Genomic DNA, 13479 nt, shown 5'->3' with positions numbered 1-13479 from the left:
GCCTCGTTCGGCTGGCGAGACCCGCATCTGACAACAGCGTCGCATCGCGCGGCCTGGCCACGAGATGGCGTCAGGTCAAACCCGTCGGCGCCCACAAAGCAGCGATCCTGATTGATGTCCATCATGTCCGCCCCCGATGTCGCGGATACCGCTCATTGATCATGACGCTTCCTATCCTTTGCAGCGTCCGGGCCGCTCGACCCCTGCGCGATGCCACAGCACGCCTGCTAACCCGCGCTCTTCAAATCGTTTGCCGAAACCACCTGCTGACGGCGGGACTGAAAGGCGAACAGCCAGAGGATGGCTCCCTGAGCCGGTGATGCCGTCCAGGTCACGTCGTACCTTCCCGCCGCAGCAACCTGCTTGACGGCAACTGCGCACTGCACCCCGCTTTCCCGCGGCAAAGCGAGATAGCGCTCGATCACTCTGAAGCCGTCGCCCGGAACCACCGTCATGTTCAATGCACGGGAATCGCCCCACCAAACCGCCACCAGCGTCGCCGGCCCGATTGTGTTGACCGGGTCACTGGTAACCGTTGAGTGCGAATTACCGACGCCATCGACGTGCCAGATCCGTGCCAGCCTGCGGGCGGCTCGCGCGGCAATGCCAGGCGCCGGATAGCTTTGCGCCACCGCCTGCAGCGTTCCCGCATGCCTGATCTCGACAAACGGCGCGGTTATTTCTCCGGCTGGCGTGCCGTCCTTGACGAAGCTGACGGTGTGGCGCGTGCCCCCCTTTGCGTCCAGCGCAACATAGGCCCTGGCGTTGAACCGTCGCTCGAAACCCCGATAGGCCACCGCCGGGCCAGTGGGCTTCCAGGCGTTCGCGTAACTGTCGGTCGGGGCGCTCCGGTTATTTGTGTAGCCGCCCACCAGAACGAGCAACGAACTACCGCTGGCCTGCGTCGTGAGAGCCGCGCTCGTGGCGACACCTGTTCCCAAGCCGTCAGCCTGGGTCAGCAACGTATGCGCACCCAGCTTCACCGCCCGGGCAGGCGGCGTCACAGCAGCAAAAGCGCAAGCCATCGACGCGATCGAAAACAGGGCGATCTTGAAACGGCGTCTGTTGCAGCGACGGTTGGCCAGATGCCTGCTTCGCTCGTCCATGGAAACCCCACCCTGATCGGTAATGCTCTGATCGGTAACGCCGCAACGCTCCAGGCCTTGCTTCCGAAGCATTGGCTAAATACTAAAAACTCGTGATATGTCGCGCAGACAATAACACCAGAATTGTGCTAAGTGCGATACGATCGGTCCGAGGGGACACGACTTGTCGATGCAGGCCTCTGCCCGGACTCTTTCCAGACAGGAAAGAAGGCCGAACGTTGCCGGACTCGCTGCCAGCTAGGTGGGCTCATGAGCTTGCGTGGGATTCTGATTGAAACCGTCAAGCTGCCGCCGTTGCGCTGGCTGGCTCGGCGGGTCTACGACCGTTTTTTTGAGCGGCAGCGCGGCGGCAACCACTACCGCGGCGTGTATTCCAGTTATGCCGAGGCCATGAAGCACATGCCCAAGACCCTCGCCGCGGGCTTCGACAACGCGGCGGCAGCGGCAAGGTATCGCCATCGGGTAAACGAACTGACGGTCAGCGAATATCCGGTGCTGCTTTGGATATCGCGTCTGATGGACCAGCGTCGGCGAAGGTTTTTTGACCTTGGGGGCCACTTTGGACTTTTTTATTACGCCGTCCAGCGCTATCGCCGGCTCCCCGCCGATCTGCGGTGGACGGTTTGCGATCTCCCTGCCGTCGTCAAATCCGGTCGGGAATGGGCGGAAGACCACGATCCGTCCCGTCGACTGGGCTTTACCACGACGGCCGCGGAAACCAACGGCCAGGATGTGCTGCTTATACTCGGCACGCTGCAATATCTCGATTACTCCCTGGAGGATCTGCTCGGAAGCCTGCCGCAGCGCCCCGGCTTTGTCATCGTCAACCTGACGCCCATGCATTCGACGCTGGATTTCTTCACCATCCAGAACATGGGGTTTTCGTTTGCCCCCTATCACGTCATGTCCGTGACGAACTTCCGAGCCACGATGCAAGCGCTCGGCTACACCATCATTGACCAGTGGCAGAGCTTCGAGCGCGACTGCCATATCCCGTTTTCACCGAAGCACGAAGTTCGCCACTACTCGGGCTTTGTCTTGCAGCACGCAAGCACCGCGCCATTAACCGACCTGGCCGACAGTACGGCCGGGGCCTCGTCAACGCAGGCAAACCGAGTAGCGACATGGTGAATTCGATCCCGCCGGGCACGGCGCCGCCAAACAAACAGGTGCCGGTCGCTCGCCGTAAAGCGGCGGAGCTTTCTTATGAGGCGTTCCTGCAGGAGTACGTCGAGAAACATTTGCCGGTCGTCGTGGAAGGCGCCGGTCAGGCATTCCCCGCGATGAAGCGCTGGACGCCGGAGTTCTTCAAGAACAGGTTCGGCTCGAAGCAGGTCAATATCAGCTACGGCGAAAAGATGACGTTCAGCGCGTTCATCGATGCGGTGATGGCCTCGCGCGAAGATGCGCCAGGTCCTTACATGTATCGCCTGTTTATCGGACCACACCTGCCGGAACTGCTGACGGATCTAGAACCGCAGAACCCCTATGCGTTCCCGCGGCGTCTCGCAAGTCCGCTGATGCCGGGCCGCTGGAGGCGTCCGGACGGCTATCTGAAACTGCTGATCGGCGGCACTGGCGGCCATTTCCCCGTGCTGCATTACGACGGCGAAAACGCGCACGCGGCGATAACCGAGATTTATGGCGACAAGGAATTCATACTCTATTCGCCAGCCGACGCGTCGTTTCTTTATCCCAAGCAGGATATGCCCAACCAGTCGCGCATCCCGGATCTGCAGCGCCCCGATCTGGAAGAATTCCCGCTTTTCGCGCGCGCCACCCAACACCATACGGTGCTACATCCCGGCGACATGGTCTTTGTTCCCGCGCGCTGGTGGCATGCGGCCAGGGTGCTGACACCGTCGATATCCATCTGCCAAAACATGTACGACGCCTCGAACTGGAAGGGCTATGTCAGGGAGATCTGCAAGCCGGCCAAAGGCCCGGACAGACTCAAGCGCATGGCGAAAAAAGCCTACATGACTGGCCTCGGCATCGCTCTTTCGGCACTCGAGCGGCTGCCCGGCAGAGAAACATCAACGCCAAACGGAGTGGTGGCGCGTATCGCACGATTGGCACCCGTTCGCAGCAGCGATGTTGGCGATTCCCGCACATGGTCAATGAGCCACTGGAAATAGTTTAAGAACGCCTTTTCAACATCGGCCACGCTTGTTCACGGTTACTGGTCATACCGGATACCGCGACCCGGCTTTTCGGCTTCTCGATCGCTCTGAATGCTCAGGGGAAACACGTGGCCCGGGACACAAATTTTGTCGATTTGTATCGACTGTTGAACGTGCGGCCTGGCTGCGACATTGCTGAGTTCAAGACAGCATATCGTCGAAGCGTTGCTGCTCTACATCCGGACCGCCGCGGCGTCTCGCGGGAAGCCTCTGAACGTCTGCAGCAATTGACCATGCTTTATTCGGCAGCAATGGAATTCAAGGGTCGCCACGGCCGCCTCCCCGGCGCACTTTTCACGCCATCGCTCGGGGCCGTCGCCGGGCCGGTCATTGCCGACGCTGCGGCAAAAGCGCCCGGACATCGTTCGCACTGGCCGTTGCTGACATTCGCGTTCGCACTGGGTCTCGTCGGGTTGATGCGAAATCCCGACTGGTTCTCCGACGACGCCGAACAGGATTCGCCAACGGGCGTCGCATCCCCTGCAGATCCGCACTCCGCGATGCATGAACCGGTGGTCAGTTCGCATGCGTCGATCGAGATCGGTATGGCGACCGATACAGTCCGCGGCATCGAAGGCGAACCCATGACCACGGGCAACAGCCGCTGGGAATACGGGCCATCCTGGATTCGATTCGAGAACGGCGTCGTCGTCGACTGGTACAGCTCCCCCATGCACCCTCTGAAAACGTCAACGTCCCAACCTCAGCCTCTCGGCAACTGATCCCACGATCGGGAATTACCAAGCATGTGTGGAATCGCGGGATTTTTTGGAACATCACCGGCTGACGCACGCCCCAAACTTGAGCAGATGATCCACACCCTGCATCACCGCGGGCCGGACGGCTATGGGTTCCATGTCGGACCAGATATCGGCCTGGCGCACGCGCGACTGTCGATCATCGATCTGGTCACCGGCGACCAGCCCATCCATAACGAACGAGGCACCGTCTGGACGGTATTAAACGGTGAGATTTTCAATTATCGCGAGTTGCGCGCCACGCTGGAAAAGCGGGGACACCGTTTCTATACGCAGTCCGACACCGAAGTCATCGTGCATTTATACGACGAATATGGCGATGGTTTCGTCGAACATATGAACGGCCAATTTGCCATCGCGCTGTGGGACGAAGAAAAAAGACGTTTGCTGCTCGCGCGTGATCGCGCGGGTATTCGTCCGCTGTTTTACGCACGCGCTAAAGGCACTCTGTGGTTCGGTTCGGAGATCAAGTCGCTGCTCACCGTACTGCCCCAATGCGCGACGCTCAATCCATCAGGTCTGGTGCAGACGTTCAGCTATTGGGGGCCCGCCGATCCCGATACGTTGTTCAGCGGCATCAGCAGCCTGGAGCCCGGACATGTGCTGAGCGTCGAAGCCGATCAGAGGGAGACACTCACCCGCTATTGGGACTGGAGCTTTCCCTCCGCGATCGAAACCAGCCTGTCGAAAAAACACGCGTCGATCGAAGAAGCGGCCCGCGAGCTTCGCGACCTGCTGATCGATGCGGTCCGCCTGCAGCTGCGTGCCGATGTTCCCGTCGGGGCCTACCTCAGTGGCGGACTGGACTCCTCCGCCATCGTGGCGCTCATCCGCGGCTTTAGCGAGACGCCAGTGCGTACGTTTTCGGTCGCCTTCGACGACGCTGAATACGATGAAAGCGGACACCAGACGGCTATGGTGCGGCACCTCGGCACCGATCACACTACTCTGAAATGCTCGCGCCGCGATATCGGCGAGGCGTTTCCACGGCTGATACGCCATACCGAAGCGCCCGTATTGCGGACGGCGGCCACGCCACTGATGCTGTTGTCTCGACGCGTGCGCGAGGCCGGCTACAAGGTCGTACTCACGGGTGAAGGTGCGGACGAGGTCTTTGCCGGCTACGACCTCTTCAAGGAGGCGAAGATTCGCCGCTTCTGGGCGAGTCAGCCAAACTCCAAATGGCGACCGGAAATTCTCGGCCGGCTATATGGTTATCTGAGTCACTCGCCGGTCGCCAGTCCTGCGCTCGCCCAGTCATTTTTCGGACGCGGCATGGAACATATCGGACGCCCGATCTTTGCTCATGCACCGCGCTGGATGACATCGCAACGCGCATTGGCTTTTCTGTCGCCCGAGCTGCGTGGCAGCCTGGGCGACTGGGACGCCTTGCGCTGGTATGAGCAGCGCTTGCCGCCCAACATCATGTCGTGGAGCCCTTTGTCACGCGACCAGTATGTGGAGGCAAAATCCCTGCTCGCTGCCTACCTGCTGCCAGCACAGGGCGATCGGGTCGCGATGGCGAATTCCGTCGAAGGGCGTTTCCCCTATCTGGACCATCGGCTGATCGAATTTGCCGCAAGAATCCCCCCCAGCTGGAAAATCCGTGGACTCACTGAGAAATACCTTCTGCGCAGGGCGCTTGCCGGCTTGCTACCTGAGGACATACTCGGACGTACCAAACAGCCGTACCGCGCGCCTGACAGCCAGAGTTTCTTTTTCGACGGCGCGCCGCTGGACTATGTCGACGATTTGATGAGCGCCGAACGCATTCGGACGGCCGGATATTTCGACGCGGGAATGGTGCAACGGCTCTTCGACAAATGCCGACGCGGCGCGGCCATCGGCTTTGCCGACAATCAGGCCTTTGTCGGTATTCTCTCCACCATGTTGCTCGACCACCACTTTCTGCGCGCGTCAACGGCTTAGCCCGTTGCCTGGTTGAAATCCGTTATGCTCATCAATCGAATTTTGCGTTTAAGGGGCCGTAAAAGTCATGTCCAGCCAAGCTGCTGCCGTCGAGGGGAAGGTCCGCGGCTATATTCTCGAAAATCTGCTCTTCAGCAGTGATCCTGCCGATTTGCCGAATGACGATTCGCTGCTGGAACGCGGGGTGATCGACTCCACCGGCGTGCTGGAAATCATTCTTTTCCTCGAAGAGGAATTCGGTATCCAGGTCAAGGCCAGCGAAATGCTGCCGGAAAATTTCGATACTGTGAACAACATGGTGCGCTTCGTCGGGCGTCTGCAAGGCGCACTTTGAAGCCGCCGCTTCGCCTGATCCATGAAAGCTTGCTGGCACGGGGCCGCGATCCTGCGTTTCGAATGAAATCGGCCGTCATCGTGGAAGGCCGGGCTCGTAGCTATGGCGAACTGCTCAACAGTGCCTTGCGGCTTGCCGCTGCGCTTGACGAGCGCGGCGTGCGACGCGGCGAGCGCGCCGCCATCTACATGGACAACAGCTGGTATTGCGTCGTATCGATTTATGCCGCGTGGCTTGCCGGCGCCGTGATGCTGCTGATCAATCCGCAGACCAAGCGCGACAAGCTGGGCTTCATACTCGACGACAGCGGTGCCCGCATCCTGTTGACCGACGGTCACATCTCGAAAGAATTCATACCGTTGCTCGATAAATTTTCGCCACCGATCCACGTAATCAGCTCCGGTGAATTTCCATCCGGGTACGGCATCGATCAGCTTGAGGACGTAATTCGTGACACGCCGCCACTGGCCCGCCGGCCGGGCACGATCGCGCTGGATCTTGCTGCATTGATCTATACCTCCGGCAGCACTGGCCAGCCCAAGGGCGTGATGCAGACGCACCAGTCCATGCTGTTTGCGTCAGCAAGCATCATCGAGTACCTGCGGCTGGATAACGACGACGTCATCCTGTGCGTGTTGCCGCTTTCGTTCGACTATGGTTTGTATCAACTACTGATGTCCGTGCAGCTCGGGGCGACGCTGGTGCTGGAGCGATCCTTCACCTACCCCGCGCAAGTGTTCGCACGCATGCAAGAGTTCGCGGTCACCGTGTTTCCCGGCGTTCCGACCATCTTCGCGATGCTGATTTCCGCTTATCAGCGCGAAGCGCTTTTCTTTGCGGGCATCACCAGGGTGACCAATACCGCGGCGGCGCTTGCCGACAGTTCGGCGACGCGACTGCGGGCAATCTTTCCGAACGCGTTGATCTACAAGATGTACGGGTTGACTGAATGCAAGCGCGTGAGCTATCTGGAGCCGGAGCTGGTGGAAGCGCGGCCGGGCTCCGTTGGCAAGGCGATACCCGGGACCGAGGTCTATCTCTTGAATGCGGACGGGGGCGCCACGCCGGTGGGCGAAATAGGAATTCTGCATGTGCGAGGACCGCATGTGATGTTGGGCTACTGGAATCGCCCTGATCTGACCGAAAAAATGCTGCGTCCCGGCAAGCTGCCAGGTGAGCGCATACTTTGCACACAGGACCAGTTCCGCATGGACAGCGATGGCTTTTTGTACTTTGTCGGACGCAGCGACGAAATCATCAAGACGCGCGGCGAGAAAGTCAGCCCGGTCGAGGTGGAAAATGCGATGCTTGGCATCGTCGGAATCCGCGAAGTCGCTGTAATGGGCGTTGCGGATGATCTTCTCGGCCAGGCAATCCGTGCCTATGTCGTGCTGGAGAACGATTCATCACTAAGCCCCGGGCAGATTCGTGCCCAATGCATTACTTGTCTGGAGAATTTCATGGTGCCGCAGCAGATCGTGCTGTGTATGGATCTTCCAAGAACCACCACCGGCAAGGTCAGCAAGTCAGCCCTGCTGGGGCTTATGGACGGCTGAGCGCATCGCATGAGCGCCCTCTACCAGTGCATGCACGAACGTCTAGCCGCCGGCCTTGCATTGCTGCCGGACAAGCCGGAAGAAAATGTTGATAACACCCTGCGTGCGCTCTGGTTCGCCGCATCGGGCGAACCACGGTCCGTGGCACTTGCGATGCAAGGGGATCTACCCCGGCTCGGGCCGGGCGAGGCAACAATGCGGCTGGAAAATCTTGTAAGCCGGCGCCTGGCCGGTGAGCCGCTGGCGCATATCACCGGCCGCCAGCGCTTCATGGGCCTGGATATGCTCAGCAGTGCGCAGGCACTGATTCCCCGGGCGGAAACCGAACAGCTGGTGTTCGCCTGCCTCGATCTGCTGCGGCACGGCGAGCGATCGATTACGCCGCGCGTCATTGATGTGTGCACCGGCTCGGGCAATATCGCTTTTGCCATCGCGCATCATGTGGCAACCTCGATCGTTGCCGCGACCGATCTCAGCGCCGAGGCGATCACATTCGCGCGGCGCAACGGCGCTTATCTCAACTTGCAGGAGCGGGTGGCGTTCTACACCGGTGATTTGATGGCGCCACTGGTAACGTCTGATCATCTTGAGCGCACCGATCTGATCGTCTGCGCACCGCCGTATATCTGCACGGCCAAGGTCGGACAGATGGCCAACGAGATCTCCGGGCACGAGCCGAGGCTCGCGTTCGATGGCGGGCCATTCGGCGTGACTATTCTTATGCGACTGATCGAGGATGCGCCGCGCTTTCTGCGCGCCGGTGGCTGGCTGGCTCTTGAAGTGGGGCTCGGACAAGGAGCGCTTCTGGTCAAGCGGCTGCAGAAGAACGATTTGTTTCGAGAGGTCCGCGGCCTGGCGGATCGCAGCGGTGCGGTTCGGGTCGTCATCGCCCGCCGACATTGATCGCCACCACGCAGCGAACTGGTTTGTCTGTTTACGGTTTCAGCCGCGCGCAATACCGGATGTCTACTTTGGGGGTAATCAGTTGATCCTGAGCTCGGCGGTACTCGATATCGATTACGCACGCGAGGCAGATGACATCGCCTTGCAGATGCGTCAGGCGATGGCGCGCACGCTGCACAAACGCGGATTGGTTGTCGCTATTTCCGGTGGCGTCGACAGTGCGGTGTGCGCTGCGCTGGCAGTGCGCGCACTGGGTGCCGAACGCGTATTCACGCTGATTCTTCCGGAAAGAGACTCGGCGGAGGCCAGCGCGACGAGAGCCTGCGAACTTGCCAAGCATCTCGGCGTACGTGCGGAAACATTCGATATCGCCCCCGCACTGTCGGCTATTGGCTGTTATGCAGCGCGCGATGAAGCCGTCCGCCATCTGTTGCCGGAGTACGACGACAGATGGCGCGTGAAGATTGCCATCGCTGGAGGAAAAGATGGACGCATCAATCATTTTCAACTGATCGCCCAATCTCCCGACGGCGCCATGCACGAGAGCTCTCTGGGCCTTGCCGATTATCTGCAAATCGTCGCCGCAACAAGCTTCAAGCAAAGGCTGCGAAAGACGATTGAGTATTACCACGCCGATCGGCTCAACTATGCCGTCGTGGGCACACCGAACCGGCTGGAATATGATCAGGGCTTCTTCGTCAAGAACGGCGACGGCTCGGCCGACATCAAACCAATCGCGCACCTCTACAAAACACAGGTATACGGCATGGCGCGCTATCTCGGACTTCCGGACGGCGTGGCTACGGCTGCGCCGACAACCGACACCTACAGCCTAGCGCAAGGCCAGGATGAGTTTTATTTCGCGCTGCCCTGGCAGTCGATGGACCTTGCACTGTGGGCGGTTGAGCATGCACTACCCGCCACTGAACTGGCGGGGGCACTGCACATCAGCGAAGAGGCTGCACGTTCGGTTTACGAGGACATTGGCAACAAGCGGCGCAGCACGCGCTACCTGCATATGGCGCCGATCCTGATGCGCGGCGATGGCTCATCGGATGCGGCGGAGTGACAGCGACAAGCGCTGATGCGCCATCTGTGTATGCGGCCCGTATCGGCGAAGCCACGCGCGATCGTGAACTGGTGCTGGCGGTGTGGCAAGGTGCGCTTTCGCAGGAATCCCGAGGGCATGCGGCAAAGTACGAATGGTTTCATCAGCGCTGCCCTGGTGGTCCGACACTGCTCGCCTTGATCGATCACAGGCCAACCAACGTGTGCGTCGGAACGTCTGCGACAGGACATCGGCGCATGCTTTGGCAAGGTCGCGAAATCCGTGCAGGAGTGATGGCCGATATGGCAATCACGTTGCAGCACAGGACGCTTGGCCCGGTCCTGCAGCTGCAGGCCAAGCTGCTGGATGCGGCGGCTGACCGGTTCGACTGGCTGTACGGCTTTCCCAATGTAAAATCCATTGCAGTAGCGAAGCGCGCCGGCTTCCCGGTGATCGGGCAGATGCGTCGTTATTCGCGTGTCCTCAGACACGGAACGTATCTCGGCCGAATAGTGCCTCAGGCGGTCGCGCGCCCGATCGGCTGGTTGATGGACAGCCTGCTGGATACGCAGCGCTGGATGCGCGTGCAGATCGGCAGTCGGTTGATCACCGAGTGGACCAATCGCGTCGACCCAGCCATGGATGAGCTTTGGCGGGAATCGCCGCATGGCCATGGGCTGCTTGCCATACGTGACTGCACCTTTCTTCGTTGGCGTTTTGACGAATACCCCGGGACATCAACACGCTATCTCTTTCTGCGGGAGCAACGTACAGGCCCGCTGGTGGCCTGGTTTGCCTGTCAGGTCGAGGGCACGACGATGCACGTCCGCGACTTCTGGTCGCGTGATGCGGCACGCGGTCTGCCCAGATCACAGATCGAGGTGCTATTGCGCGCTGCGCGGCTGGATTCGGGCACACACTCAGCCGTATCCGTTGAATATGCCGCAGCAAGAGACAAACTTTTCGGCTGGTTGGCTGCGGGCTTTACCGAACGAGCGCTGAGGTCGATTATCGGCCGCCACCTGACCGAAGACGGCGCGCATATCACCGATCTTCATCTGACAGCGGCGGACGAAGACGAGTAGCCCACCACTGGCGCAAATGCCCCTGGCGAGGCGGTCACGCGCTCGCGCCGACGGATATGAAACTGCCTTCAGCCACGAACAGGCAGTCGTGCGCTGCAGCGGCTCGGCAATAGCTAAAGCGTACCTGATGCATTGATGTTGAGATCCAACACCCCTTTCGGACTGGTCATCGTCGTGCCACCGAGGCTGATGGAGACCGTTTCGGCACCACCGCTCGTTGACAGCGTCACCGTATATCCAGTGCTCGGCGCCAGATCGGTGACGATGTGCCGCGCCGGCACAAAGTTGACGCGATAACTGAAGCTGCCGGCAATCGGCGTACCGGCCGCGCCCACACTGCTGACCACGACGCTGTTGCCATCGCTGGCAGCGAGCTGCACGCCGACAATACCGCCTGCCGTCACAGTGACTGGACTCGAAGCCGCGACCTGGGACGAAGACGGGGACAGGTCGAACACGGTTATCCATTGCTGGCTGGTGTTGGTGTTCGGAGGGCGTACGCGAATTTCCCAGAAATTCGACGGGGTGATATCTGGGTAAAGTGTTAGCGTTGCGGCATTCGCATTAGCCGGTAGTACGGTTGTCATTGCCCCGGCGTACTGACCGTTGTAAGTGACATCGAATCTATTTGCTCCTGCCACCGCGTTGCCTCTGACCGGATTGGACGGGAAGTGCCAAGCCAGAAACTGGTCGTAGCTCGGGCTGCCTATCGAGGTGCGGTCGTACACAACAAAGCGATTCGGTCGAAGATAGACGATCTGGCGTGCCCAACCTGAAACCGAAGGTCCAGCGGCAAACTTGCGATACATATCGTTGAGAAATCTTGCCAACACGTAGACATGATCTGAGGTGTCTTCAAAAGCGGTGACTTTTGTACGCACGCCGTCATTTTCTGTGGTGTAGGCCGCCTGACCAAATCTTTCGGCGACCGCCGCCCCGTTCATGTGTCGCACGAAAAAGATATTGTATGGCCGACGATTACTGGAGCCGCCGTTATTCGGATTGAAGTCACCGTAGTTGTCGTTATAGACGTCGTTTTCTGACGCCGCCCCCCCAGGGTTGTGCACTGCCCAGCCGGTTGCGTTCAGCAGCAACGGTGTGCCGCCTCGGACGAGCGCCAAACTGCCCTGGTCAAAGTATTCCTCACCCTGGGCGGGATTGTTCGCGTAAGGGCCGGCACGGAATGACATCCAACTGGCCCCGGTAGTCCAGTTCGAACGTGCTGCCACTGCGCCCATCCCGGTAGCAAAATAGGACAATGGGAGCGTATTCAATGGAGCTACGGGTGCGCCGGGAGCCACTTCCAGAAAAACAAGCCAGGGATCGCCCTGACCATAGTTTGCCGTGGCAGTGTTGACCGACAATCGGTACTGGTTAAAAACGCTGGCTAGCGGGGAATTCCAGTAATAAAGCTCGCCCAATACCTGCTGAAACATCGAAGACTGGGTTGTTCCCGGTGGCTGCGCGTCCGAATTGGAATGATTGGTGTCGCGGTCATCGAAGTAGCCCAGCGACGGCCAGGTAAAGTGCATCGCGTAGTTGGCGGCGTCCAGCGGATAGCTATAGGCTGCGCTTGCGTGGATCAGATCCAGTCCAGTGGCTGTCTTCACCTCGCGGGCTGGCAGGCTCATGTTGAGTATGCCCAGAGGGGCATAGTTCGCAAAACCCTCGGGCCACCCGCCGCCAGCAAGATGCGTGGCGTAATAGGGTTGCACTCGCAAAGCGAACTGATTGGTTATCCAATCGTTCCACAGCGTGGGCCCAAGCGGATTTTCGTCATAAGTACCTAGCGCGATAGCTGCCTTCGCGTGAAAGTAGCCCGCAAAATAATTGCTTTGCGGATGTTCGTATTCAAAACCCGCACAGCCACCGGGCTGCTCCCACGCTGCGATCCACGCGTTGGCGGTGGTGAATATCTGAGCGCGTTGCGCTGCGGTCAGCAGCTCGTAAATCCAGTCGTAACCCAGCCCGAAACCAACACCGTAGAAACGAATGACATAGCCATCATCTGTGCAGGGATCTTCACCTTGGTTTCCGGTCGACGTGAAGGGAGTCGACATCTTGAGCAGGATGTCGACCGCCTTTGCGCCATAGGGTGCGGCTGCCGAAGGGTTGCTTGTTTTAAGCACCTGATAACACAGGCCTTCAGCCAAGAGAGCGGGCAGATAGCTTTCGCCTTGGTATCCCTGACCAAGATTGGGTAAATCCGGATAAGCGTCGCCAGTCGGATACTGGACATTGCCGCCGATGTAGGAATCGCAGGTAGATTTCAGCACCTGCCACTGAACAGAGTTGGCCGCAGCTCTCTGACGCAATGTGGTCAAAGTAGCAGGATCTAGAATCAGGCGTGGGTGGGACGCCAGAGAAATGGCTAAAGGATTGGCGGCGCCAGCAAGTGACGGATTTTCTGTAGGGTATTTCGATTTGGCCGCATCCGCTGAAGATAACGACCTCATTTGCGCGGAAATTGATAGTGGAGAAAGGACCATTAGCGAGGCAAATAGCATTACCAAGGGCCAACGGAAACGCTCAACCAACCGGCGCCTTGATGTTCTACGGATGGTTCCTCTTGCTATT

At 59.5% G+C, this 13479-nt stretch carries 11 protein-coding genes; 9 read left to right on the top strand and 2 right to left on the bottom strand.

Annotation, left to right across the window (positions count from 1 at the left end; translation table 11 throughout):
• Nucleotides 1-227: 227 nt before the first annotated feature.
• A complete protein-coding gene (locus ACDK93_RS02825; RefSeq protein WP_458071074.1) occupies nt 228-1106 on the bottom strand; it encodes a hypothetical protein in 879 nt (292 codons plus the stop codon).
• 132 nt (nt 1107-1238) lie between these two features.
• Between ACDK93_RS02825 and ACDK93_RS02820 the strand changes: the two genes are divergently transcribed.
• From ACDK93_RS02820 to ACDK93_RS02780, 9 genes are all read left to right on the top strand, one after another.
• Nucleotides 1239-2237 carry a methyltransferase, TIGR04325 family gene (locus ACDK93_RS02820; RefSeq protein WP_458071073.1) on the top strand — a complete coding sequence of 333 codons (999 nt, stop codon included), beginning with the start codon at nt 1239-1241 and terminating at the stop codon, nt 2235-2237.
• Nucleotides 2231-3244: a cupin-like domain-containing protein gene (locus ACDK93_RS02815; protein ID WP_458071072.1), complete on the top strand. Its 1014-nt coding sequence runs from the start codon at nt 2231-2233 to the stop codon at nt 3242-3244. Before ACDK93_RS02820 ends, ACDK93_RS02815 begins: the two co-directional genes overlap by 7 nt.
• A 113-nt stretch (nt 3245-3357) precedes the next feature.
• Nucleotides 3358-4011, top strand: coding sequence for a J domain-containing protein (locus ACDK93_RS02810; RefSeq protein ID WP_458071071.1), 654 nt, complete (start codon nt 3358-3360; stop codon nt 4009-4011).
• Between the two features lie 24 nt (nt 4012-4035).
• Nucleotides 4036-5976 carry an asparagine synthase (glutamine-hydrolyzing) gene (gene asnB, locus ACDK93_RS02805; protein ID WP_458071070.1) on the top strand — a complete coding sequence of 647 codons (1941 nt, stop codon included), beginning with the start codon at nt 4036-4038 and terminating at the stop codon, nt 5974-5976.
• Nucleotides 5977-6043: 67 nt separating this feature from the next.
• A complete protein-coding gene (locus tag ACDK93_RS02800) occupies nt 6044-6310 on the top strand; it encodes an acyl carrier protein (protein WP_458071069.1) in 267 nt (88 codons plus the stop codon).
• A 62-nt stretch (nt 6311-6372) separates the two neighbouring features.
• A complete protein-coding gene (locus ACDK93_RS02795; protein ID WP_458071068.1) occupies nt 6373-7866 on the top strand; it encodes a class I adenylate-forming enzyme family protein in 1494 nt (497 codons plus the stop codon).
• Nucleotides 7867-7926: 60 nt separating this feature from the next.
• The gene (prmC, locus tag ACDK93_RS02790; protein WP_458071067.1) at nt 7927-8769 is read left to right on the top strand and encodes a peptide chain release factor N(5)-glutamine methyltransferase; all 843 of its coding nucleotides are present in this window, start codon (nt 7927-7929) and stop codon (nt 8767-8769) included.
• 82 nt (nt 8770-8851) lie between these two features.
• Nucleotides 8852-9838, top strand: a complete 987-nt coding sequence (nadE, locus tag ACDK93_RS02785) for an NAD(+) synthase (RefSeq protein ID WP_458071066.1) — start codon at nt 8852-8854, stop codon at nt 9836-9838.
• Entirely contained in the window at nt 9835-10902 is a 1068-nt protein-coding gene (locus tag ACDK93_RS02780; RefSeq protein ID WP_458071065.1) for a hypothetical protein, read from the top strand. Before nadE ends, ACDK93_RS02780 begins: the two co-directional genes overlap by 4 nt.
• 113 nt (nt 10903-11015) lie before the next feature.
• Here the strand turns inward: ACDK93_RS02780 and ACDK93_RS02775 are convergent, their stop codons facing one another.
• Nucleotides 11016-13439: a hypothetical protein gene (locus ACDK93_RS02775; protein WP_458071064.1), complete on the bottom strand. Its 2424-nt coding sequence runs from the start codon at nt 13437-13439 to the stop codon at nt 11016-11018.
• Nucleotides 13440-13479: the final 40 nt, after the last annotated feature.

Source organism: Rhodanobacter sp. BL-MT-08 (assembly GCF_054161255.1).
This window is presented reverse-complemented; position numbering and strand designations above follow the sequence as displayed.

Coding starts and splice junctions, on each gene's coding strand:
- ACDK93_RS02825 (WP_458071074.1), bottom strand. CDS start 1,106: ATGGACGAGCGAAGCAGGCATCTGGCCAACCGTCGCTGCAACAGACGC.
- ACDK93_RS02815 (WP_458071072.1), top strand. CDS start 2,231: ATGGTGAATTCGATCCCGCCGGGCACGGCGCCGCCAAACAAACAGGTG.
- asnB (WP_458071070.1), top strand. CDS start 4,036: ATGTGTGGAATCGCGGGATTTTTTGGAACATCACCGGCTGACGCACGC.
- ACDK93_RS02800 (WP_458071069.1), top strand. CDS start 6,044: ATGTCCAGCCAAGCTGCTGCCGTCGAGGGGAAGGTCCGCGGCTATATT.
- ACDK93_RS02795 (WP_458071068.1), top strand. CDS start 6,373: ATGAAATCGGCCGTCATCGTGGAAGGCCGGGCTCGTAGCTATGGCGAA.